At 54.4% G+C, this 23,925-nt stretch carries 16 protein-coding genes; 4 read left to right on the forward strand and 12 right to left on the reverse strand.

Translation table 11 applies throughout. From position 1 onward, the window contains the following. Positions 1-755: 755 nt before the first annotated feature. From RMSM_RS12650 to RMSM_RS12665, 3 genes are all read right to left on the reverse strand, one after another. The gene (locus RMSM_RS12650) at positions 756-1,736 is read right to left on the reverse strand and encodes an outer membrane protein assembly factor BamB family protein (protein ID WP_008696362.1); all 981 of its coding nucleotides are present in this window, start codon (positions 1,734-1,736) and stop codon (positions 756-758) included. Between the two features lie 132 nt (positions 1,737-1,868). Beyond that, the gene (locus RMSM_RS12655; protein ID WP_008696364.1) at positions 1,869-3,164 is read right to left on the reverse strand and encodes an aminotransferase class I/II-fold pyridoxal phosphate-dependent enzyme; all 1,296 of its coding nucleotides are present in this window, start codon (positions 3,162-3,164) and stop codon (positions 1,869-1,871) included. Between the two features lie 290 nt (positions 3,165-3,454). Then, a complete protein-coding gene (locus RMSM_RS12665; protein WP_081614134.1) occupies positions 3,455-5,263 on the reverse strand; it encodes a peptidylprolyl isomerase in 1,809 nt (602 codons plus the stop codon). A 432-nt stretch (positions 5,264-5,695) separates the two neighbouring features. Between RMSM_RS12665 and RMSM_RS12670 the strand changes: the two genes are divergently transcribed. Next, positions 5,696-6,136 (forward strand): carbon storage regulator, encoded by a 441-nt coding sequence (locus RMSM_RS12670; protein ID WP_008696368.1) that lies wholly within the window; start codon positions 5,696-5,698, stop codon positions 6,134-6,136. Between the two features lie 66 nt (positions 6,137-6,202). On the opposite strand, the gene RMSM_RS12675 is transcribed toward RMSM_RS12670, so the two are convergent. Further along, positions 6,203-8,308 carry a lipase family protein gene (locus tag RMSM_RS12675; protein ID WP_008696370.1) on the reverse strand — a complete coding sequence of 702 codons (2,106 nt, stop codon included), beginning with the start codon at positions 8,306-8,308 and terminating at the stop codon, positions 6,203-6,205. A gap of 108 nt (positions 8,309-8,416) precedes the next feature. Beyond that, entirely contained in the window at positions 8,417-12,811 is a 4,395-nt protein-coding gene (locus tag RMSM_RS12680; RefSeq protein WP_008696372.1) for a vWA domain-containing protein, read from the reverse strand. Positions 12,812-13,724: 913 nt separating this feature from the next. Between RMSM_RS12680 and RMSM_RS12685 the strand changes: the two genes are divergently transcribed. Next, entirely contained in the window at positions 13,725-14,477 is a 753-nt protein-coding gene (locus RMSM_RS12685) for a PIG-L family deacetylase (protein ID WP_008696376.1), read from the forward strand. A 14-nt stretch (positions 14,478-14,491) separates the two neighbouring features. Here RMSM_RS12685 and der read toward each other — a convergent pair whose 3' ends face one another. After that, complete coding sequence (gene der, locus RMSM_RS12690) at positions 14,492-15,859, reverse strand: ribosome biogenesis GTPase Der (RefSeq protein ID WP_008696378.1); 1,368 nt, start codon at positions 15,857-15,859, stop codon at positions 14,492-14,494. Positions 15,860-16,005: 146 nt separating this feature from the next. Between der and RMSM_RS12695 the strand changes: the two genes are divergently transcribed. Both RMSM_RS12695 and RMSM_RS12700 read left to right on the forward strand, forming a co-directional pair. Beyond that, positions 16,006-16,938 carry a uracil-DNA glycosylase gene (locus tag RMSM_RS12695; protein ID WP_008696379.1) on the forward strand — a complete coding sequence of 311 codons (933 nt, stop codon included), beginning with the start codon at positions 16,006-16,008 and terminating at the stop codon, positions 16,936-16,938. 223 nt (positions 16,939-17,161) lie between these two features. Beyond that, a complete protein-coding gene (locus RMSM_RS12700; protein ID WP_008696381.1) occupies positions 17,162-18,769 on the forward strand; it encodes a Mur ligase family protein in 1,608 nt (535 codons plus the stop codon). A gap of 59 nt (positions 18,770-18,828) precedes the next feature. On the opposite strand, the gene RMSM_RS12705 is transcribed toward RMSM_RS12700, so the two are convergent. The 6 genes from RMSM_RS12705 to RMSM_RS12730 form a co-directional block, all read right to left on the reverse strand. Continuing rightward, positions 18,829-19,176 carry a DUF952 domain-containing protein gene (locus tag RMSM_RS12705; RefSeq protein WP_008696382.1) on the reverse strand — a complete coding sequence of 116 codons (348 nt, stop codon included), beginning with the start codon at positions 19,174-19,176 and terminating at the stop codon, positions 18,829-18,831. Further along, positions 19,173-19,871: an N-formylglutamate amidohydrolase gene (locus tag RMSM_RS12710; RefSeq protein WP_008696384.1), complete on the reverse strand. Its 699-nt coding sequence runs from the start codon at positions 19,869-19,871 to the stop codon at positions 19,173-19,175. The genes RMSM_RS12705 and RMSM_RS12710 overlap by 4 nt, the downstream gene beginning before the upstream one ends. Then, positions 19,868-21,127: a glutamate-cysteine ligase family protein gene (locus tag RMSM_RS12715; RefSeq protein ID WP_008696387.1), complete on the reverse strand. Its 1,260-nt coding sequence runs from the start codon at positions 21,125-21,127 to the stop codon at positions 19,868-19,870. Before RMSM_RS12715 ends, RMSM_RS12710 begins: the two co-directional genes overlap by 4 nt. Then, complete coding sequence (locus RMSM_RS12720) at positions 21,124-22,599, reverse strand: RimK family protein (RefSeq protein WP_008696389.1); 1,476 nt, start codon at positions 22,597-22,599, stop codon at positions 21,124-21,126. Before RMSM_RS12720 ends, RMSM_RS12715 begins: the two co-directional genes overlap by 4 nt. Continuing rightward, positions 22,592-23,368 (reverse strand): cysteine peptidase family C39 domain-containing protein, encoded by a 777-nt coding sequence (locus tag RMSM_RS12725; protein WP_008696391.1) that lies wholly within the window; start codon positions 23,366-23,368, stop codon positions 22,592-22,594. The genes RMSM_RS12720 and RMSM_RS12725 overlap by 8 nt, the downstream gene beginning before the upstream one ends. After that, positions 23,365-23,925: nitrilase-related carbon-nitrogen hydrolase (locus tag RMSM_RS12730; protein ID WP_040766155.1), on the reverse strand; the 561-nt coding region annotated here is incomplete at its 5' end. The genes RMSM_RS12725 and RMSM_RS12730, both read right to left, overlap by 4 nt.

A 23,925-nucleotide genomic window follows, 5' to 3' on the forward strand; every position in this document is an offset into this window, starting at 1 on the left:
TCAGCAAGCTGACCGGGAGAAAGCAAAGTTAAAACCGAAAGTTGATTCTGCTCTGAGGGCCTCGGTAAAGACCCTCAGCGATTCGCCAATTTTTTCGACACCGTCTTGCATCAACAGCAAGCAGTGCCGAGGAATGGCCTCGCATCTGAACTCAACAGAAGTTTCATCACCAAATTGTCAAAGATCTATAGTGCCCGGTTTCCCGGGGCTCGTCTCCGGCGAAGCTTAGCGTTTGACCGCGTGGCTCGCAAGAGCGTTTTTTAATTTTGTTTTCACAAAACTTACTGAGTGAAAGTGTGGTTCGCAAGAAGCACTTAAAGTGTTTGCTGTGCGAGGTTTGCTTTCGTTCAAGGCTCGGTATCTTAGAGCCTCGAAGCGGTCAGTCAACCGCAGTTTCAAAAAAAGTTGTTTAAGTCTTCTTTTGATTTTCACTTGAAATTAGGCGGTTCGCCAAGAGGCTATTTCGCCCGTGTGACCCGCGTTGCTGCGTGTCACGTTTCAAGTGAGGCGGGAAGATATAGGGCATCGCTGATGATGGCAATAGCCTTTTACCGTTTTCCGTAGATTTCTTTTCGTCTTCTTCATGCCGTCATCATCAAACTGTCGTTTGACAGCGGTATTATCGCTAAAACACGCATGTCTTCGCATTGCGTTTTTTCGTCGTTGGAATCGGACTTTTCGGTTCGCCGGTTTCGATTTACCGGGTTCGACGCACGATCAAGAGCCGACCGTTGGATGAATCGATCTCCAATCCCTTACCGCGTGGTAGTAGTTTGTTGATCCAAAAGCAAAGTGTTCGAGACATTGTTCCCGAATTCTTCAAAACGTTCGAAGGCCCATACAACCTTGTTCGTTGCAGGATCGACTTCGACAAGCTGAGGTTGGTTTGGCCCAGCATGGCAATTTCCGAGCACGATGTTGCCGTTTTCCAGCAGCTCGAGCGTGGTGACCCAAGCCAAGCGAATTGAGGGCAAGTCGTTTTGGTGGATCTGCCAGACGATTTGTTTATCTGGCGTTACCTCCATCACGCCATGTCCATTGCCGGTCGCGATCAAGGTGTTGCCGTTAGGGCGACGGATCGCGGCAAACAAGCGATTACCGAAGGCTTCGGGACCATGTCCCGGTTTAGCCTGCTTGCCAAACATCGGAACCTCGTATTCCCAAACGACCTTGCCCGTTTCGTGATCGTATTCCCGCGCGGTTCCATCGGCTTCGTGAGCGACCAAGTAGTTTCCGTTTTTGATGCGGCGAACGAGGCGAGTATCGGTGTGCGGATGGGGATGATCGACGACCAGCGGAATCTCTTTTAGCAAGTTTCCATCACGATCGATCTCGATGATACGGGCGGCCCCGGATTCGGCCACCATGAATCGATCCGATGCAATCATTTCCGCAGCATGAATTTCGATGCGTTTGCCTTGGTTGCCATTGCGTTTGCCGGCGTCGTACTGCCACAGAACTTGCTTGGTCTGGGGATCGATCTCGACCACTTTGTTGGCGTCTTTGAGCGTCAAGTAGTTGCCATTGGGCAAAACGTGCAGATCGTGAATGCCACCCCATGGCATTTCCCAGCTGATTTGTCCGTCAGGCTCGACCACGGCCAGTTTGCCGTTGCCTTGAATCAAAACACGATGTTGGATCGACGTATCCGCACTGAACGCGGATCGGGTTGCGACCGATGAGGCCACGAACAGAAAAAGAATGGTTGCCAACGAGGCAACGAAACGAAGCGGCATAGCCAGGTTCCTGGTTTGGTGGGAAACGTTTGGAGGGGAACGACCAAACCAGGATAACCCTTCGATGCTCGATGTGCGGGAATCGGCACCCGCATCTCGACACAAATTTAGTATTCTGCTGCTACCACAGAACTATGCCGTCGCGTTTGAGGTGGGGGCCCCCGAAGTCGATAGACATTTCGCGATCTGACGGACTGCTTGACGCAGTCGCTGCTCGTTTTCGACCAGCGACATTCGCAAATAGCCTTCGCCAGCGTTACCGAATCCGCTGCCAGGACTGACCGCGACATTGCCCTCTTCGAGCAGTTTCATGGCAAAATCCATGGTGCTCATCTTGCTTTTCCATGGTTCGGGGACCTCGGCCCAGACGAACATACCGGCTTTGGGCGGCGTCAGGTTCCATCCTAGCCGTCTCAGTCCGCTAACCAAAACATCGCGACGGCCTTGATAGATCATCGATTGCTTCTCGACGCTCGCTTCGGTTTCTCGCAGCGCTACGATTGCCGCGATTTGAATCGCTTGGAACATTCCATAGTCGTAGTAGCCCTTGATCGTGCCCAGACCTCGGATCATTTCGGAATTCCCGGCACAAAATCCGACTCGCCACCCCGCCATGTTGTAGCCCTTGCTCATCGTGGTGAACTCGACTCCCACGTCTTTGGCCCCCGGGGCACTTAAGAAACTCGGCGGTTGATAGCCGTCAAACGCGACGTCGGCATAGGCAAAGTCGTGAATGACCATGAACTTGTATTTCTTGGCCAACCTGACGACTTCGACAAAGAAATCAGGTTCAATTACCGCCGAAGAGGGGTTGTGCGGGTAGTTGACGATCAAGACTTTGGGCTTGGGCGCCATATGTTCGCAGGTATACGCAACGTTGCGTAAAAAGCGATCGGGATCGGCGACATCCAAGGCGACCACGTTGCCGCTGGCCAAAATGACGCCGTACATGTGAACGGGGAAATAAGGCGAGGGAATCATCGCCGTATCGCCAGGCCCCATCAACGCCAAGCACATGTGCGAGAAGCCTTCTTTGCTGCCGAGGCAGGCGATGATTTCCGAATCGGGGTCCAGTCGAACGCCGTATTGGCGGTTGTACTTGCTCGCGACTTCTTTTCGCAGGTTCGCGATCCCATTGGACTTGCTGTAGCCGTGATTGCCGGGATCGGAGGCGGCATCGTGTAGTTTTTGGACCACGGTCGGATCTGGTGGATCGGACGGGTTGCCCATTCCAAGGTCGATCACGTCGTCGCCTGCACGTCGCTTTTGATAGAGCGAATTATTGATTCGCCCGAACATGTAGGGGGGAAGTCGGTCGACGCGTGAGGCAAATTTCACCTCAAACGGCTCAGGAACAGGATCGGTCGTCAACGGTGCAATTGCAGGAGCGTCGATGTTGGGCGTATCAGCGTCAAAAGGTTGACTCATGTCATTCAAGCCAAAAGGTATGGGCGGATCTGAAAATCAAAACCGAGTGGAAGGTCATGGGCCTTGCCGTGCTGGTTTAGAGGTATTGTCGACCAGACACCGCCAATCGCCCAGGGGTTATCGGTTCGTTGCGCCAAGAAATGAGCCACCAGCTGCGTCAAAATGACGGCACGATGGTTTTTGTCATGGTCCTCCGTCGCCCTGATGCCATAAAAAAAGCCCAACCATTGGGGTTGGGCTTGGATTGATACCTCATTATTTCGGAGGTTCAGGTTGGTTTTCGCAGGGCACTATTTCTTTTCAGTCTGAGGCGCCCTCGCCATCTTGGGCAATTCCTTGGCCACAGCATAGAAATTGTCGATCTCGGCGGCCGACTTCAATGATTCGAAGCGGTCGGTCATCGCCAAGTTCAATTTTTTCTCCGACAAATCTCGCACCAACTCCGAGCGAACGTCCTCAAGTTGCTTGACGACCGGATCGGTGTACCCTTGGCATCGCAAGATGATGTATTTATCACCGGTGACGACGATCCCGCTCAAATCGCCTGGTTTCATCGCAAACGCTTCGCGTTCGATCGCAGGTTGACCGCCGTGTTTGCGAATCGGTGGAACTTTGCCCATGTTGCTCGCCGAAACCGGTTCAATACTGTACTGTTCGGCCAGCTTTCCAAAGAAGGCATCGGTCGGGTTGTCACGCGCCATCTCCCAAACTTTTTGGGCACTGCGTTGATCAGCGAGCACGATCGCCAAGACTTCGACGCGAGGGCCATAGGCCGATTCGAATCCTTGCTGAATGTCTTGTTCGCTTAGCGAGACCGAATCTTCGACAAGTTTCTTCAACGCTACGCTTGGCCAAACGGCATCGCGGATATACAGGTCTTGGGTCGTCGTTCCATCGGAGGTTACCGATTGGATCCAAGAGTTGACGTCGGGTTGGCCGTCGGCGGTGACGAAGCCAAAGCTAGCGGCTGCACGTTGGATCTCTTGTTGCAGATCAACGTCGCCGACATTTTTATTCGCGTCTTTCAATGCTTGAGCGAGCAGTTTGCGATTGATTTCACCTTCGAGCACTTCGCTGCCATGACGTTTGGTGCATTCTGCTGCGACAGCTGCCAAGCTTACTTGTTGCCCGTTGATGATCGCGGCCACCCCTGGGTATTGCTTGGATTTTTCGGCGTCACCCAACACGGTGACTACTTGGGCTTCGGCTTGAAGCTGAGCGAACAGGTCCGTCGCGGCGCCGCGCATTTTTTCATCGCGGATACGGTCGTTGATTTGAGCGCGGATGCTTGGCATCGCCTGTGGCGATGGCGTGGTCGCAGGTAAACGACGGACGGCTTGCAGGAAAATCCATTGATCGCCGAGTTGCAGCACGGGCGAGATTTCGTTGTCTTGCAACGCAAAAGCGGCTTCTTCCAAGCGGGTGTCGCCGGTGTAACGACGGATCGGAGGAATCAGACCGCCTACGCTTGCACTCGCTTCGTCTTCACTGCGTTGCTTGGCCAATGCCGCAAATTGATCAGGATTGGCAACCGCTTGTTGACGAAGCGATTCCGCATCCGATTTGCTGGCCATCATAATCAGACGACATTTTACCGCTTCGCCAAATTGCGAAATGAATGCCTTGTTGAATTCTTCGTCGGTGACCTGGACGCGATCGGCGACCAATCGACGCAGCGCCAACATCGGCCAGACGATTTCGCGGCTGTATTGATCCGGTTGAATATCGCGTTCTTCTTGCAGCAGTTGCAGATAGGCCTGCATCGACAGCCCAAATTTGGACGCAATGCGATTGATTTCCTCGCGGACTTCGGTCGACGTGACTTCGATTCCGTGCGTCTTGCACGCCTGCAGAATCAAATGACGGTTGATCATATTTTCCAGTACGTCTTTGCCGTAGCGACGCAAAGACTCTTCGTTCAGGGTTTTGCGAGTGATCGGATCCGCATTGACGACCGCGACGACATCGTTTGACGTGTCCTGAGCCGACACGCGGGGGCTAATCAATGTCGAAGTAATGCTGAGCAATAGAGTCAGGTAGAGGCCGACGCGAAGCAGCGAACTCATCCACTGCTTGAGTTGATGGGATGTTAGAGGCATGGCGGTCACTCCTTTGAACCGACTGTGATCGTTGACGTCGCCGAGAAGTAAACATCAGCAGCACACAACTGCAATCTCGAACGATAGTGCCTTCGAGCACGAACATAGGAAAAATTCCTATTTCGACTCAAGACAGAATCTTTTGCTGCCGAGGGCCGATGTCAGACCTATCGAATGGCAAACGAAACGGACTACAAACGATTTGTAATTCCTACCGAAGTAAGCCCAGTGGATAAGAAACCAAGATTATTGCGAGGAGGTTTAAGTCGTTTGCCTTTAACGGGTTGCGGATTTCTTTGTTGGTTTTGTTAGCTCTTTGGCACAGCCCGTGCATTACTACTTTTTCGTTGCCAAGACGGATCCACTCAGGACACGAAACGGCAGCGATTCACTTCATTTTCGACGACGGATACAAACGCAAAGGATACTGCCATGTTGGTTTTAACTCGCAAACTTGACGAAAAGATTCAAATCGGCAACGACATCACCATCACGCTGATTCGAGTTCAAGGAAATACGGTGCGAATTGGCATCGAAGCGCCACGCGATATCCGAGTGATTCGCGCTGAGCTGGAAGCGTTGGACGAAACACTCTCGGTTGAGGAGAATCCCTTGAGCGAACGGGAAGAAGCGTTTGCTCATCCCACCACGGTTACAGGCCGCTCTAAAAAGCACGCTGCCAAACGACGAGGGCAATCGACCGCACCGTCTGCTCCGGCGAAAACCTCCAATGCGACCACCAATCGTGTGAACGCGTTGCCAGGCCAAGTCTATATGACTCGAGTTCCCGTCCGTAACAATTCGGTGCGTCAAAACGCGGCCCCCTTGTCGGCGTTCTTGCCAACGGATGTGAATGTGGGGATCGCTCAATGAGCTGGGCTGCCGATCCGGAAGGTCTGCCGATTCGGAAAACGCGTGCTGCAGTGGCCCTTGCCCGAATCAACGTCGGTAGGCGTCCGCAGCATGCACCGGTCGTTCGCTGGGACCGGTGGCAATGCGGTCTTGGGCATCGACCTCTTGAAGATGTTCGAGCAAGATACGGCGGACTTCGAAAATCGCTTTTCCTGTCATATGAATGCGAGTGTGCTCGGCATCGACGGTGATTTCGCTTTCCACATCATCCATGTGAGCGCTAGCATATTCGACGACCCCGTCATTCTTATCCGACTTTGGACCAAACAGGGGTGGTTTTTCTAAGACGCCGATGATGTTGTGGAATTTGACGTTGGGCGACTTCTTTGCTCGCAACATGACGGGAAAAATTGGCGATTTCGAAGAGAGCGAATCAACGGCGTTGACAGCAGTTAACAGCTCGGTGTCACGAAAGAAATCAGGGTTTTCACGTGTCAAACGCTGGCCGGTTGAGACGAATATCTGAGGCAACTTGATGAATTTTCGTGCCAACCACTGCGTGTAATCGTTGGAAAAATCGCTGCCGCGGTGCGGGGTTCCAATCGTGATCACACGCCCCACCGATTGATTGGGTTTGAAATACAGTGTGCTAACCAGTTTGACGCGGTCCTCTTGGGTGCCATTTAACTTGTCTGCAGGTTGGTCGCTGACAATCTTCCAAAAATCGTCGCCACTGTCCATCGTTTGCAAACGGCTGACGAGTCCGCCCATGCTGTGCCCGACCAAAACCATGTTGTCGACCGCTTGGTCGCGATGACCGGGATCAAACGAATCTCGCATGGATGCCAAGTCGGTGCGGAGCTGTTGTGCACTGATCCAAAACGGTTGACCTGATGGATAGAGGTAGAACCAGAATTGATATCGTTCGCGAATCTCGGGAAAGCTACGAAGATCATTGAACATGTCCATCCACGTCAGCGGGCTCGACCACAGTCCGTGAACCATCAAAACCGGGATGCGATTAGGGTCGTAGGGCTCGAGCATGTAGATGCCTCGCCGCTCTTGAGACCCGTCGGGATCCAGCAAGCCTTCGGTCGCATGATTGCGTTTGCGAAATTCGGGACTGTCTAAAAAGTAGGCCAACGGCGTGGTGAGATCGGTTTCCAGCGGCACCCACTGGTCGGCTATTTCAATTTGGTTGGCTTCGAGGGGATCAAAGAATTCGAGCACACAGGTCGCGGATTCGCCCGCTCGTGTTCCTGATGTACCCGTCGGACAACGCATCATCGCTGAAACGGCATAGCTCAACCCCGATGGGTAATAACGTTCCCGCGAATCGTTGTTGTCAGCCGGTTTTCGTACCGCGATGAGGGGAACGCCTAGACCGTAGGTGGTGTGCCGGTTATTGAGCGTCTCGATATCAAAGTCGCTGACAAATTCGTACCGATCAAACTCCTCGGGTTTCCATTTGCCTCGCATTTCAGTGCGGACAATAAATTCGCGATCGGGCGTCGATATCGTGTAAGTGCTGCCAGGTTCGATGCGATGCTCGCTGCACAGAATTCGCAGCGTGTCTTCGAGCGATTCGTTGTACAGGTCGCACGCAGCGCGGAATTGAGGATCAAACGCGTTGCGAGTGATTTCCAGATCGTCGCTGAACAGGTAATCGTAGGAATTGGTAAGAGCGATCCCGTAGTGATTCAGCGCATGCAGCATATCCCCGCTGCGTTCAGCCTTTTTTCCTTCGACATACGAAAGTTCGCTCAGTGCGTAGACCAATTCGGAGTCAGGCGACTCGTTGATCGTTTGGCGGATTTTGGCAAAACATTTGTTGTGATCGGTCGCGTATTGGTCTTTTAACCCAAACCGATCCAACGTGTGCCAGGTTCGCTCGCTGATTTCGGGGCCGCGGAACGCGACCAACTTTAAGTTGGTGGCGAGCGGATTTTCGCGAATCGACCGGCTTGAAACGTAGCGGGTGGATGTGCACCCTGCTGAGAATCCAATCAGAACCAGCAGGAAAAGAAGCCGGCCGATGCTAGCGTTGATTCGCCGAATCGAGGCATCGAAAGCCAACGCAGTCGAACTTGCGATGCTGTGGCTGGCAGTGTCGAAGCGCGCGGAGGCCAATTTTGCACCTCGCTGGGTGCAAAAATCGTGGGTCACGCATTCCGTTGCGAGCAATTGCGGCATTCCGATCCATCGTCCTGACGTGGCAAGACCGCTAAGTTGGAGACATTCGAGGCCATTTTGCCCAACGTTAGAAACGTTGAGCATTCGCTGTCAACCTTAGCTTATTTCCTACTGGAAACCGCCACCACCGATGCCACCACCGACACCACCACCGGCGTCGGTTCCGCCTTCACCATCAACAAAGTTAAAGGTTCGCACGTCACCGATTTGCGAGAACGTTGGCACAGGACTGATTCGCACGTAACGACGATCCGCCGAGATGATCGCGAGCGTCGAAACCGAGGCACCTTCGGGAAGCTGGGTGATTTCGGGTTGGAAACCAACAGCACCGCGATTGAAGCGACCTAGTCCTCCTAGGTTGCCAACGCCACCGACAACACCACCCCCGCTGCCGCCTGTCAACGACTGGATGTCATTGAACAAGCCTTGCAAAACTTGAGCGGCATCCGATCCATCGCCAGCAAATTGGGCGAGCGCTTCGTGATTCATATCACGTTGCACATCACGCAGGTGAGCGAGCTGGGCTGCGGCAACATCTTCTTTGCGTTGTCCCTCTTTGACTTCGAAGACAACCATCGCGTCTTGGGCCCCAATCGGAATTTCTTCGCGAATGAAACGTTGGCTTGGACGTCCGACGTCGGTGATGATTTCGACCGTCGCGTTGCCGGTGGATACGTCTCCCCAAACGCGACGAATCAGCAAGCGATATTTCCCAGTAAAGCCTTTGGGACATAGGTAGGTTTCCGATACGGTTCCCAATTCATCGTCGCCTCGACCCGGGAACGAATCCCCCAGCAACGTGCCGCCGCCTGCCGAAGAAGGACTGTCGATGGCACAAATGGTTCCTGATGGTTCTTCGACCGCCAAGTCGAGATCGGCATCGCCGGTCCACGAAACACGAACGATGGCGTCATGAGATGCGGCCAATCGCAATGATTCGCTGAACTTCTCTGCCTCTTCGGTTCGCCCTTCGGCGATCAATTCGCTGTGGGTCGCCCGCGCGACCAAGCGAGCTTGTTCGACGATCGGCTGGAATTTCTCGGGCCATGCTTGGCTTAATACACCACTGCACGCCCACGACAGTGCGTCGACATCATCGAGCTGTTGGGCGATGCGAAGTCCCATCAAATAAGGTTCGCGTCGATAGGGATCGAGTGCGGAAATCTTTTTGCACAATTCCAGTGCCGCCGCTCCGGATCCGACCTCTTCGAGTCGTGCAGCAACATGCAACACCTCTTCGGGGGTCTCAGCAAAATCGACAGCCGAAAGCAGCGTGCGTTCGATCTCCTCTTTCGGAGCGTTGGTTGCCTTCAGAGCAATTGCATAGGCTTGATACATCCAAGTTTGCACATGTCCCGCACGCATTGCTGCGGCGATGACTTCTCGCATTTCAGCAAAACAGGCCACCGTTTGCTCGGTGTTTCCGCTTTCTTGAAATTTCAACGCCTTCGTCGACCACTCGCCCACTGTTTCGCGAACGCGTTGATCCAAGCGAGTAAGGTCTTCGGCCGAATCGATGTCGACCGTCGAGAAAAATTGGTCCCATGCTTCCGCTTTGGATTGACCCTTGGCGACCTGGATTCGGATCGGTTTGATGTCAAAGCGTGACAAGTTCTTTGCAGCCGGTTTTGCAACCGCGTCAGTTGCCGCCGTTTCAGTGCGATTTGCAGACGTCGAGGCAGTCGTTTTGTTCTGTAGCGAAACGTCATCGGGAACTGCGAACATACCGCCGCCTCCCATGCCGCCGCCCATACCGCCCATGCCGCCGCCCATGCCGCCGCCCATACCGCCACCCATGCCGCCGCCCATGCCGCCGCCCATGCCACCACCCATGCCGCCGCCCATGCCGCCGCCACCGAGTTGCATCACAGGAACGACAAGGTCACCGACCGGGTAAACTTTGGTCACCAAGTTTTCTTCGGCCGCTTCTTGCGTGGTGATCTGCATCACTTCGTCCTTGATCATGTACGTCAAGTCGAGTTCGCGTAGCATCAGCCGCATGAACGAACGAAGCGAAACGTTTTTGAGTTCAATCGTGATCGGGCTGTCCGTGGTCAGACCAATCTCTTCCAAAGCACGTCGGTCAACGACGATCGGAATGTCATGATCGGACGCGATTTTTTGAATCGCTTCTTCGAGTGGGGTTTCTACAAAAATCTGGCTTGTTTCGTCGCTGAGAGTCGCTTGGATCCGACGTTCGGTATCGTTGTCGCCGACCAATTCGATCGCACCATAACGTTCGATACGGCGTCGGCTCAGTTTTTGCCATGCATCCGCTTCGGGCCAAACAACCGGCGGTTCATCCACGAACGGAATCGCCGCTTTGAGCACTAGCGAGAAGGCATCGACAAAGTTTCGGTCTCGCATCTCGGTGTAGCGACGATCACGTGCGTAGGTTTGCAGCCACAATGGATAGTCAATGAATTGACGTCCCGCGGTCGAGTCACGTGTGATCGTATCCCCGGCTAGACGCGCAAACGGAATCGAGACTTCGCCGTCCGCTTCTTCGTAGCGGCCTTCGCCGATCAAGGCATTCATTTGTTCAGACAATGTCTTGAGCGATTGTTCGTTTCGGAAGGTTTCCTCAAGCAAACGGGTCGTCGCGTTGGCCCCTTTGGCCAATTGTTCAAGGTTGGCTTGAGCATCCATAAAGCGAGCTTCTTTGCTGCTGGCCAGCTGGATCGCCGAGCGAACTTGGCCCATCAATTCTTTGCGGACATCGGGGCTGACGTTCGCCGTCACTTCGATCTCGCCAAGCAGCGATTTCAACGATCCCGATACGCCTTGCGGGTCAACAACCAATTGGCGACGAGCGGCACGAAGCTGTGAGTTGACCAAAGCACGCAGACGTCCTTCGGCAAGCGTTTGTTCGGCTTCGACTTGATCCAGCAATGCGCCGCCCGTTTCGAGCAGTTCATCATCGCCTACCGCGGGGCCAAAGAAATTGTTATCTCGCATCGGCGCCGCGTTTCGGGGTTGAGCTGCCCGCGGTGCTGGTTGGCGTGGTGCCGGTTGGCGGGGGGCCGCAGCGGGTGGAACGTCAGCCGGCGCCGCCACAGCGGGCGCGTCCTGAATGTCCATTGGATCGTTTTCCATTGCTGTATCGGTGTCATCGATGCCAAACACATCGTCGTCGGCTGCCGGAGCGGTGTCGCCACCAAAAACGTCGCCGCCGTCTTCCATCGGAGCGTCGCCGCCACCGAAAATATCGTCAAATGGCGAATCAGCAGGATTCTGGATGATCAGCGTGTTTGCTTCCTCGGTGACCGTTTCGATCGCCTTGGCTTCGGGGTTATTGGGGTCGGCTTTGAGTGCTTTTTCGGCAATCGCCTTCGCGCCACGCATGTTGCCTTGTTTGACGGCGATGTTTCCAGCACGAACCAGATCTTCGGCTTGTGCCGCCAATGCGTGAGCGACTTGACGCAGCATCGGTGAACCAGCAGTGGCCAACATCAAGCCGTCGTTGGCGGCCGAATCGTCCACCAAACCGGGCAAGAAGGCAAAGTCGGGATGACTCGCTTCGATCTCGCCGTCAATCTCGATGGCAACGTTTGCAGCGGTTGTTTCACCCTTTAACTGAAACGCAACCTCTCCCGAGGCCATTTTCATGTGTCCCAACAAGATCGAATCGCGGTCGAGTCGAAGAGGTGGCAAGCGGTCTTGTTGAACCGATTTCATTCCTTCGCTCAGCTTGGCATTGCTAATCCAAATCGGCGACATCGATGCCGACTCGCCCACTTGGCGTGCAATCGCAACCGAACTGGCGTCTTCGGCGTCACCAACCACCCCCAGGACGCCCCCGGTTTGATTGGCCAAAATGCCCATCACTTCGATGTTCGCGGTCGGTCCAATCACGACGCTGTGAACCGAAATGCGATCGGATCGCAAGGCATCCACCAACGCCTCGAAACGCTTCTTGTCGGCATTGGCCTCAAGCGAAGATCCATCACCGATATAGACGATGCTGCGAGTTCGATTGGCGGGTTCGCCGACCAATGTCGCTCGGATCGAGTCGATCACAGTAATCAAGTTGGTGTTGCCAAGTGGCAATCGTTGACCAAGTTTCGCAATCGCGTTTTGCGTCAGCGAGGAACTTGGCGATTCGAAGTCACCACTCAAATCTGCGGTTTTAATATCGGCGGCGAACAGTCGAACGCGGTCACCGGCACCGAATTGTTCAATCACGCTGCGAATCGCGGCGATCGAATCGCGGCGGTATTCGCCAACTTGGCTCGCCGAGGTGTCAACCACGACGACAATGTCCGCGTCCGCTTTGCGAACCGCATCCATCAGCGAATCACTCGCCGCTGGTTGCAGCGAAGCCGCGAAGTACGCGTCGCCCGAAGGCATCTTATAACTTGCAACGCGAACTTGACCTCCATCGCTAGAGGTTTCGTCGGCTGACACCGTCGGAATCCACATTGCTGCCGTTAGCAGCAGACCGGTCGCCAGCTTGAGGGGGCTGGATTGTTGAACGAATAGTGCGACTTGTCGCAATTCCATCTGATTATCTCTTTCGCGAGTGACAGAAAACGCGTTTTTGCTGTGTTCTGGTTCTGAATAGCGGAAAGTAGGGCAGAAAAGCACTCTCCCACTAGAGAGTCTATTTCCCAGGTTTCCGTTTTGCTACGAAAAAACCGGGGTTTCGCCGCGTTGGGGTGTCGAATCTTACGGTTGTATGTGTTGCATTTTGCTACAGGTGTTGCAATCTGATTCAGCATACCGGTTCGTTTGACCCATTCGGCGTCACCCTACGTTCATCAAAGCTAGCACCGTGCCAAAGTCAGGCATTCGGTCACGCCCTAAAAACATTGAAAAAAATTTTCGCCCGCGTTTGCGGATGGGCTCCCGCATGCGTTGCAAAAACGAAAAAAGGCGAGGCCGATCCCGAAGGACCGACCCCGCCTCGCACGGGGGGACGCTTAATATCTGGTGGTTGTGATCGCGTGTCGTGTTGCGTCCCGCTCACACAACAAAGACTAGTTCGACTCTGTAGACCGGGACGTCTTTCTTGATCGGATCCCGACTTAATTTGTAAATCCCAGTATGCGACTAGTCAGTGTGTGAGGATCGATCCGATTGTAGGAGCAAATTTTGTACTGATATCCGTACCGATATCTGTGGCGAGATTCGGAACGGGGTATTTCAACGCGTTTTTCGGTCATCCCGGCAAAGTGTTTCCCCCGCTTTCGGATGGGGGGGGCGTGGTGGTGCAGCGGCTTTGTGGTGAAAGAGGTGCTCGAGCCGACTCCGCTATTGATCAGCGATCGAGCGGTCGTGGCGGCTCGGAATCACGGCATCGATCGCGAAACCCAGGTTGTCACTGAAGCGACTAATCCGCACACTGCGATTGGGTTGCTTGCGACGGTCACGCAATCCAATCGCAATCACGTCACCTTGGAAGGGAGATCTAGCGTTGGAGGATCAAATAATCGACTTGCCCGAGCGGCTTGACCTGATCGCAGTTGGCGCTCATCCGGACGACGTCGAAATCGCTTGCGGGGGAACCCTGGCCAAACTCGCCAACAAAGGCTACCGAGTTGGCATCATCGATCTAACCGATGGCGAGCCGACCCCCAATTCGCCCAGTCCCGAAGTACGGCTACTCGAATCGCAGGCCGCCGCGAAGGTGCTGGGAATCCAAAAGCGAATCCAGCTGGATCTGCCCAATCGCCGGCTATTCGACTGCTTTGAGCACCGGGTCGCGTTGGCCAGAGAATTTCGACGCTATCGGCCGCAGTTGGTGATCGGCTTTGGTGAGAAAACCCCCATGGCGTCGCCTGATCATTGGCAGGCGATGCAGATTACCGATGCCGCGGTCTTCTACAGCCGGCTGACGAAATGGGATGAATACTTTCCCGGATTACCCGTCCATTCCATCCAGCGGCAGCTGTATTACCGTTTGGCGGTGGAGCCGGATACGTTGCAAGGAAATCCGTATCACCAAATCGTTGATATCAGCGACACGATCGAAACCAAGATCGAATCGATCCTGTGTTACAAGACCCAGTTCGAACACAAACCGAACATCGTCACACGCGTTCGCGCGGCCGCCACTGTGACCGGTGCCGCCGCCAGTGTCACCGCAGGTGAATCGTTTGCCGCTGCGAAACCGTTTGCGGTCGATAATTTGATGGACACGCTCGGGCTCGAACCGTTGATGGAATAACCATCGCTGACGATTTAACCCCGTCGTCCTCGTTTCGGCGTGGTTTCCTCTTCGCCTTCGTCGTCGCCTTCGCGATGACGGCGGTGCAGATACATCTTGATCGGCACTTCGCCAAACGGCAGATGGTCTCGCAACACGCCTAGCAAGTAACGCTTGTAATCAGCCGTAAATGCCTTCGGTTCGCTGCACATCAACACCACGGTGGGTGGCTCGGTGGCGACTTGGGTAGCAAAGTAGATTTTGGGGCGACGGTTTTGGTACATCGCCGGGGGATGAGCGTCGATGGCGGCGCGAATCAATCGGTTTAGCTGTCCTGTCGTGACCCGTTCCCGCGCCTGTTTGAACAACATCGTCGCGTGATTGAGCAGCGTTTTGACATTCTTGCCAGTTTGCCCGGTAATGAATGCGATTGGGGCATAAGTTAGCGTCGGGAATTGGGCATGGATGTAGCGAACCCAGCGATCCGTCGGCACTTGGCCGTGATATTTGTCCCATTTATTAATCACAAAGATGCACGGTTTGTGATTCTCCATCACATAGCCCATCAGCTGTTTGTCGACTTTGCTAACGGTTTCACCCGCGTCGAAAAACATCAAAACGACGTCGGCTCGACGAACGCTTCGCTGAGCCCGATGCATCCCGTAATACTCGAGGTCGGTTCGCTGACTTTTGCGTTTACGGAGCCCCGGGGTGTCGATTGCCATAAAGGACTGGCCGTCCATTTCAAAGATCACATCGACGCTATCACGCGTGGTCCCGGCCACTTCACTGACAATCATGCGATCGTCTTCGGCCAACGTGTTGACGAAGGTGCTCTTGCCGACATTTCGTCGTCCGACGATCGTTACCTTCATCTGAGGCTCTTGGACCATTTCGTCGTTCGGTTCGGGTAACCGATCGACGATCAGGTCCAACAAATCTTGGCGATTGCGATTCTGAGTCGTGCTGACCCGGATCAGGTGCCCGCGACCGAGGCGTTGAAAATCTTCGGCCAATACGTCTTGGTGCGATTGATCGGCCTTGTTGGCGACCAAGATCACCGGACGTTGGACCGAGCGAAGTCGCTCGGATACCTCTTCGTCCATCGGCATCACACCGGTTTGGACATCGACCACCAACACGATCACATCGGCCGTATTGATCGCGATTTCAATTTGGTTGCGAACGTCGTCGGTCAAATTGTCCGCATCGACGACCCCCATGCCCCCCGTGTCGACCAACTCGAAAAAACGATCGTTTGATTCGATCAGCGTCGTCATGCGGTCGCGGGTGACGCCTTCGTAATTGTCGACAATGGCGAGGCGACGACGCGCAAGCCAGTTAAATAGGCTGCTTTTGCCTACATTGGGACGACCGACAATAGCGACTCGAGGGACGGGCATTCGTGATTACAGGGGTGCGGGAACAACTAACAGGGGCACGGGAACAACAATGTGACAATGCGCTTAAGCACTGAATCCTATTCTCGGCGACCCAAATCACAAAGCCCCAGAAGACGTTCAAACCTAGATTCGCTAGAATCTCCGCTATGTCAGACAAGATTTTACCCCCGCTGGATCGCGATCAATTGATCATGCAGGCCGCTGCGCTTGCTGATCATCTGGCTCGGGCCGGCGTCCAGTGGATGCCGCGTCCCAACGCGGACGCGGTCGAGACGCTCAAGTCGCGTTTTGAAGCTGCCAATTCCGCTCCGCGTGTCGAAAATGTCGGTTCGCCCGTTGCGACATCGGGTGCTGCTGCGGCGGGAGCGACGGCTGCGACGTCGCCTCAACAACCACCAGCCCAAAAAACGCCAGCCCAACAACCGCCAGCACGACAATCACCGCGTCGACCGGCGCTCAATCCGACGTTGATTGGCGATGCCGGCAAACCCTATCCGGGGACCAGTTTGCCGATTGCCCAGCGTGAAAGTGAGCTGGCGGCCTTGGCAAGCGAAGTGGCGGCCTGCGAACGATGTCCCCAGCTCGTTCGTTGTCGCACGAATACGGTGTTCGGCGAAGGAAACGCAGCCGCCCGAGTGGTTTTCTTTGGCGAAGGCCCCGGTGCCGACGAAGATCGCAGCGGACGCCCCTTTGTCGGCAAGGCGGGGCAGCTGCTGACGAAAATGATCCAAGCCTGCAAATTTGCTCGCGAGGATGTCTACATCCTCAATACCGTGAAATGCCGTCCGCCAGGAAACCGGAACCCCGAACCCGTCGAAATCGCTAACTGTCGTCCCTACTTTGAAAAGCAAATCGAACTGATTCGACCCGAGTACATCGTCTGTCTCGGAGCCGTCAGCGGACAATCGTTACTCGACAGCAAATTGTCGGTCGGGCGACTTCGTGGTCAATTTCATTCCTATTTTGATAGCAAAGTGATCGTGACCTATCATCCGGCCTACTTGCTGCGAAATCCCGCTGCCAAGAAAGCGGCCTGGGAAGATTTGCAAATGATGCTTCGCGACGCAGGACTGATCTAGTCCGCAAAAATTCTTGACACTTTTTTCTAGCGGGATTCCTCTCATTCCCGCAAAACAGCCCTAACTGCTTTATTTGCTAGCATTTACGACGATATTTTTCCTATTGACCGATCCGATGTGATGGGAACAATTCGTCCACAACGGTGAAGCGGAGGACTGCTTTTCCGTGTGGCAAAGGATTTGCCATGAAACCATCATCATCGCAATGTGCAGGGAGGCCATCATGCGTCATGCGGTCAATTCTTCGTCTGTTTCGAGTGCGAACTCTTCTCACTCGACCGAACCCGCGACCGATTCCTCGTCCGAATTGAATTCCGAGGGTGGGTTGTCTTTGGCGGCGTTGATTCCCAACGCAAAATTCTTTGCCGCAAGCGATGTGGTATTTAGCGAGATCGCTGATGACGTCCGCTCGGCACAGCCCGGCGAGTTGGTTGTCTATCCGATCGGAGACCAAGAGCCGACGGCATTCATCGCCGCCGCCTTGGCTCGTGGTGCTGCGGGAATTTTGACCGAGCAGATTTTGCCTTGCCCGCTACCGCAATGTGTGGTGGGGGATGTGGACATGGCGGTCGCGGGTTTGAATGCCAAACGACTCAATCGTCCCGATCGTCGACTGTTGACTATTGGTGTATTCGGTTCGGCTGGAAAGACAACAACGGCGTTGATGGTTTCTCAGTTGCTTCGCAATTTGGGGCTTCGCACCTCCTACCAAACGGATTTAGGAGATTGCGACGGCGTGGTGCAGTCGACCGCGTGCGAGTCGGTTCCTGCCGGTGGAGCGTTGGTCCAGTGGCTTGGTGATTGTTGTGACGCCGGAACCAAGACCGCCGTGATTGAATTGTCCGAACAAGATGCAAAGCACGGACGATACGATTCGATCGAATTTGATTTGTTGGTGATCACCGGCACGCCACGAGATGACGACGACTTTGGACCATCGGGATTGCAGTGTGTACTTGATCGCATGAGCAGCAGCGGCGTGGTCGTGGTTTCGGCCGATTCGCCCGGCGTACTGCGTTCGGTTCGTGACTACGGCGCCAATGCGTTTACTTATGGGGTCCGTCATGCCGCCGATGTCACTGCAAAATTGATCGAACAGGAATGCGGCATGTCGACGTTGTTGATGACCAACGAATCGGTCACCGCCGCAATGGAAACTCCGCTGTGTGGCGCGGCAATGGCGTCCAATCATGCCGCCGCCGCTGCGGTTGGAATTCTGCTGAATCAGCCGCTTCAAGAAGTCGTCGAGCACCTGGGGAAACTTCGCGAGATTCCAGGGCGGATGCAGGTGCTCAGTTCGTTTGAGTGTGCTGACGTCATCATCGACTCGGCGAATTCACCCGAACAGATTGGTGCGGCACTGCGTGCGGCTCGCTCCATGAAACAACCGGGCGGACGGTTATGGTGTGTGATGGCGATCGATCCGAGTGGCGATCCCGCCGAACTCGCTTTGGCAGGCGGCCATTTGGAACGGTTTGCCGACAAGCCGATTGTGACCTGCGGCGCCGAATCGAAAGATCTGTTTTTGACCGGATCGCACGCTGTGCTCGATGGCGTCAAAGATTGTGCACTTCTGCGTCTTGTTGCCAATGATCGCCGCGCGATTCAGTGGGCAATCCGTGAAGCTTCGGCTCGCGATACGATTCTATGGATCGGTGGCATTCGGCAGGACGGAGCCAAGCAAGAACGTCAACGTGTCGCACAAGTCACTCGTTGGATCCACACCTGCAAAGACGAGATTGCAGCTGAGAACAATCGCCAAAACACTGCGTCCGGCGATACCGCAGCTACCAACGACAACCCGATGATCTTGTCGATGTTCAAGAAATAACGGCGTTTTCAAATCACGCGGCGTGAATGCGGTAAGAGGCCAAGATCGAATCCGCGATTTTAGTCGTTTGCCCAGGGGAATTGATGCTTGCCATCGCCGCTGCGTCGCAGTGGCCACGTTTGAATCACGGCCTCACAGGGAATCTTGCCATAGACGTGAGGAAACAACGCGCCGCCGCGTGATGTTTCCCAGCGAATCGTGTCGCCTAGTTTGGCTTCGTCGACCAGGATCAAAACAAGATCGTCTTGTCCGGCAAAGTGCTTTGCGACTGTCTCTTCGACTTGGTCGCGCGCTGAAAGGTGGATAAAGCCATCTTCGATATCGATCGGAGCACCTCGGATCTCACCTTCACTTTGCGCGCGTGTCCACTGGTCGGCAGAAAGAACTTTAAAAATGGAACGAGTCATCCTTGGATGGCCTTGGCAAGCTGCGAAATCAAATTGAGTTGTTGCTTTTGTTGCCAACGAGCATAACGGTTATTGATTTCAATCTCGATCCCCACATAGCGCCGCGAAGAATGTTGAGTTCTCAGGTAGGTGGTCAAGCCATCGTCAATGCCAAGATACGGTTCGTTGTGGCGGATACGTCGCGCGGGGGCCACGGTGGCCAGGCGGTTTCCAACCGCATTACAAAACACACGTTCTGTGTGTCTCGCTGGATCGTAAAGGATGCCGAGATCGACCGGGCGGTGCGAACCGCGAAAGCGGGGTGTGAACGTGTGCACTGACAAATGAATGATGCGATCATGGCAATCAAGCAGGGTGCGGATTTTGTCTTCGACACATTCGCGATAGGGATGGTAGTGTTTATCTAACAGCGATGCTTGATCGCTCGCCGACATTCCCCGCGTGTATTTGGAAAACAATTGGGGATTCTCGAGCGAGCGATTCAGATCGACCAGCAACCGCGTCGTTGTCGATGTGATCAGCGGGGATTCAAGCGTTACGCTTAGTTGTGTCGCAGCATGCAGTGAACCGGGGTCGTATCCACGGTGGCTGTGCAGGTCGCGTTTGGCGCCAGGTGTTGCAAACATGGACGCAAAATCATCCGGCACCTCGTTTCCGCCATGTTCGCACGTGATTAGAAAACGCGACTTTGTCATGGGATCAGCGGCTGCCACTGCTGCAAGCAATCCGCAACTTGCTCGTAGGCATCACGTAGTTCTTCATGCGAGAACGAATCGCCGACCAGATTCAAAATGCGAGTCGACAGGGTGCCGTGGTCCAAAATGATTTTCAGCGGTGCCATCAAGCTGTCGAGTGCCGTGTCTTCGCTTCGCAGCGTCTGTACCAAGTGTTGCCAAAGATCGCCGCTGCGAATCGAGCCAGCGGTTATGCCAAAGTGCCGCAAAAATTCAGGGTCATCAATGATCGTGTGTTCGCCGCTGGCCGAGCACTCGGTGAGCATCGTTTTCAAACGCTCGGTTGACATTTGCTTTTGCGATTCCAGTGACGACCATTTTTCTTGTGTCAGTGCACGCAGCACCGCCACCACGGCGGCACAGATCGAGACGTCGGCCGCCGGGTATTCTTGCACATCCATCACGCGAATTTCGATCGAGCCGCGATCGAAGCGGGCGATCGCACCGCGTGCGTTTAAAAAATCGCACTCCATTGTCCGCTGAGGATCAAGCGGCGAGATCGCGTTGGCGATCGGTCCGAATATCTCGCGACGATAGCTGGCTTCGTCGTAGAGCGGTTCGGGAATCACCGGTCCCATTAACTCGGGCACTCGATCACAATGCGCCATGTACATTTTCATGCGGGTCGAATGCCAACCAGTGATTTGCGAATCGACGATCGGCGAGCTGGCGGCCAAGGCGGGCAGCAGCGGCAACACCAAGCGAACGGCGGCATGCAATTTCGCGAACTGTTCATCCCCGTCAAACGGCAAGTTCAAGTGGACACTTTGTACGTTCGCCCAACCATGCGAATAGCAGTTAAATATCTTGTGATATTGTTCGTAGATCTCATGGCACTCGTGCGGCCACAGTTTGGTTTCCTTGGCGGGACTCATCCAAGGATGCATCGATGTGGGCAGTAGCCGCAATCCTTGTCTCTCTAATACCGGATCGATCGCGTGAACCGCATTTTCGAATTGACTTGACAATCGGACAAGATTTTCGATCGGATCAGTGATCTTCAGCTCGATCACGTGCAGTGCCAACTCGTTGGACCACGTGCAAAGCCGCGAACGGGTGTCCGAGGGAAATGTTTCGGCGTCATCCGCGGTGTTGCTTAGCGATTGCAACACCCGATCGGCGCTACTGCGTACAGAGAGTTGGTCGCGGTCGACGATAACATATTCCAGCTCCACGCCGAATGCTTCAAAGAGTCCGCGTTTCACAGCTTCGTTCATTGAGTGTTGTCTCCCGCTTTGCGACGTTCGATGCGTCGCAAAAACGATTCCATGATTCGGCGATATAAATCTTCACGCAGAATGGCGTCTTCGACCCCCGAATCGAGATTGGGATTGTCGTTGACTTCGATGATGTAGAATTTTCCATCACTCTCTTTGACGTCGACGCCATACAGCCCGTCGCCGATGATGTTAGCGGCTTTCACCGCGATATTGACCGCGCGACGCGGGGCCAGTTCAACCGGCAGCGTTTCCGCTTTGCCAAAGGTCTGTTTGCCTTCGTCTTCGTACTTGGCGATTTGCCAGTGGCCACGTGCCATGTGGTACTTGCTGGCAAAAAACGCCCTTCCATCGAGTACACCGATTCGCCAATCGAAATCGGTCCGCATAAATTGTTGCGCAATCACGAGTTCGGAATGCTCGAACATCTCCTCGAGCTTTTTTGCCAAATCGGCTTCCGTTTCGGCCTTGGTCACCCCTTTGGAAAAGGCGCTGTCGGGGCGTTTCAACACACAGGGCAATCCGATCGTCGACACAATTTGGTCGGCGTTGCGGCGGTGCACCACAATGGTTTTGGGAACATCGATCTTGGCCTTCTCGAGGATTTCCGCCAGATAGACTTTGTTGGTACAGCGAATGATCGATTGGGGGTCATCCATCACGACCAACCCTTCACGCTCGGCCCAACGCGCCAAACGATAGGTATGATGATTGACCGCGGTGGTTTCGCGAATGAACAACGCGTCGAACTCGAGCAGCCGACCTGCATCCTCGCGGGTCAATAATTCCGCACGGATTCCGACTGCGGCGGCCGCCTTGATCATTTTTTGTAGCGCCTTGGGGTCCGACGGCCCAAGGTCTTTTTCTTTGGGATCATGCAGGATGGCTAAATCGTATCGTAGAGAACTTTTCTTGCTGCGTGCTGCACCGCGGCCAGCGAAGTGCAGTTCCGCTTGCTGAGCAACAAAGGGCCAATGCGCCTGCGGGACCGATTTGATCCCGATCACTTCGGCTCGTCGCAATCGCCATTTTTCTTTTCGCCGGGCGAATTCAAATCGCAGCAAAGGGCACGGGAACGTATTGAACAACTCACGCGATAAGCGGTCGTAACGTTTGGCCAAGTTGCGACCAAAATACACACTTAGCTCAAATTCGTCTTTCGTCAACGGCGAAAGAGCGTGCTGGATCAATTCATCCAATTCCGGCGATAATAATCGCACATTGGCTTTGCCGGCCAAATCTTGGATCGCCATCACGTTGGGCATCGGCCGATGACCACGAGCTTCGGCCAACAACGAAACGTAGTAGCCAAAGCTTTGATAACGATACGAATTTGCTAGGTTATAGACTTTGATTCCCCGCCGGCGGTTCCAGCGGGGATCGGTCAAGTATTCGCGTGGATCGACGACTTCGACACCGTCAATCGCTTCGATCCATCCCGCTTGCGACTCAGTGACAATGACGTCAGACATTTACCGAAGCCTTTCCAGACGGATGATGATTCCGCGGGCGAATCATTAATAAGTTTGCGTCGTAGGTAGCGATACCGAGCAAAACAGCGGCAGCGACCTGGGACAACGGAGCCGTGTATAGATGTGTGTCGGCGATCGGATTATTCTGCAATGGGTCGGCCAACATGACCTGCCCTGTTTGGCCATCATAACCGTAGAGCACAACGAAATGTCCGACCGGTTCTCCCGCGACATCGTCGGCAACCCCGGTGCGGCCTGATTCGTCCCGAACTTGATACCGTTCTCGTGATTCCTGATACAAAAACGTTGCACTGAGCCCACTTAACAGCGGAACTCCAGCAATCAACGTTCGCACGATTAGATTTTCTTCGAGCGGTTCCATTTGCACCTGGCCGCCGAGTTCAAGGAATCGCAAATATGATTCCGTTGCAATCTCAAATCGCTCGTCCTTGGCCATTTTGGCTTCGCATTGAGCCTTTAGTTTTTCGGCCAAGTTGACGCGGCCCGGAGGAAACCAAGTGGGGTCAAAAAATTGCAGATTGTACGTCACGATCGTGGCGTCATAACCGCGAGCGAGTGCGTGACAGGCCAATTGAACCGCGAGCGTACCGCCGCGTCGAAATTGCCCGATCTCGCGGATCACTTGCTCTAACGGGATTTCATCTTTCCAGTAGTTGTAGACCGCGTGCAGGCACGTGGGGCCACAATCGGAATCACTTGGCTGAGCCAGGATGCTCAGCGGTAAGTGGTGTATCGGAGGCGTGATCAAATGTGGCGAACCTCGTTACCGTGGTTGTAGTTGACGTGGTACATGTCGGTGCGGCGGTCTCGCCAATTTGTGACATTGCCTTTTTCGCGGTGACGGCGAAGCAGTTCGAGATCGACATCATGGATGATCACCATTTCCACATTGGCATTTGCCTCGGCGCCAATCGCGTCACGCGCAAACGTGACGTCTGCGGGGGTGAAGATCGCTGATTGGGCGTAGTGAATGTCGGCATTTTCGACAAACGGCAAGTTGCCGGTGCAGCCTGCAATCGCGACATACATATGGTTTTCAATACAGCGTGCTTGCGCACACAATCGAACTCGCAGGTAACCGAGTTTCGTATCGGTGTTGAAGGGCACAAACACCATGTTCGCCCCCTTTTCAGCAGCGATTCGCGACACTTCTGGGAATTCACAGTCGTAACAGACCTGGATCGAAATTGGACCACAATCGGTATCAAACACTTCGACCTTATCGCCGCCGGTGACTCCCCACCATTGACGTTCGCTCGGTGTGATATGCAACTTGTATTGCTTTTCGATGCTGCCGTCGCGACG

Source organism: Rhodopirellula maiorica SM1 (assembly GCF_000346295.1).
GTDB classification, from domain to species: Bacteria; Planctomycetota; Planctomycetia; order Pirellulales; family Pirellulaceae; genus Novipirellula; species Novipirellula maiorica.

What these genes read in the sequence shown, in the direction of transcription:
- RMSM_RS12655 (WP_008696364.1), bottom strand. Translation starts at nt 3,164, where the DNA reads ATGAGTCAACCTTTTGACGCTGATACGCCCAACATCGACGCTCCTGCA.
- RMSM_RS12665 (WP_081614134.1), bottom strand. Translation starts at nt 5,263, where the DNA reads ATGCCTCTAACATCCCATCAACTCAAGCAGTGGATGAGTTCGCTGCTT.
- RMSM_RS12695 (WP_008696379.1), top strand. Translation starts at nt 16,006, where the DNA reads ATGTCAGACAAGATTTTACCCCCGCTGGATCGCGATCAATTGATCATG.
- RMSM_RS12680 (WP_008696372.1), bottom strand. Translation starts at nt 12,811, where the DNA reads ATGGAATTGCGACAAGTCGCACTATTCGTTCAACAATCCAGCCCCCTC.
- RMSM_RS12700 (WP_008696381.1), top strand. Translation starts at nt 17,162, where the DNA reads ATGCGTCATGCGGTCAATTCTTCGTCTGTTTCGAGTGCGAACTCTTCT.
- RMSM_RS12670 (WP_008696368.1), top strand. Translation starts at nt 5,696, where the DNA reads ATGTTGGTTTTAACTCGCAAACTTGACGAAAAGATTCAAATCGGCAAC.
- RMSM_RS12720 (WP_008696389.1), bottom strand. Translation starts at nt 22,599, where the DNA reads ATGTCTGACGTCATTGTCACTGAGTCGCAAGCGGGATGGATCGAAGCG.
- RMSM_RS12715 (WP_008696387.1), bottom strand. Translation starts at nt 21,127, where the DNA reads ATGAACGAAGCTGTGAAACGCGGACTCTTTGAAGCATTCGGCGTGGAG.
- RMSM_RS12710 (WP_008696384.1), bottom strand. Translation starts at nt 19,871, where the DNA reads ATGACAAAGTCGCGTTTTCTAATCACGTGCGAACATGGCGGAAACGAG.
- RMSM_RS12705 (WP_008696382.1), bottom strand. Translation starts at nt 19,176, where the DNA reads ATGACTCGTTCCATTTTTAAAGTTCTTTCTGCCGACCAGTGGACACGC.
- der (WP_008696378.1), bottom strand. Translation starts at nt 15,859, where the DNA reads ATGCCCGTCCCTCGAGTCGCTATTGTCGGTCGTCCCAATGTAGGCAAA.
- RMSM_RS12650 (WP_008696362.1), bottom strand. Translation starts at nt 1,736, where the DNA reads ATGCCGCTTCGTTTCGTTGCCTCGTTGGCAACCATTCTTTTTCTGTTC.
- RMSM_RS12675 (WP_008696370.1), bottom strand. Translation starts at nt 8,308, where the DNA reads ATGCCGCAATTGCTCGCAACGGAATGCGTGACCCACGATTTTTGCACC.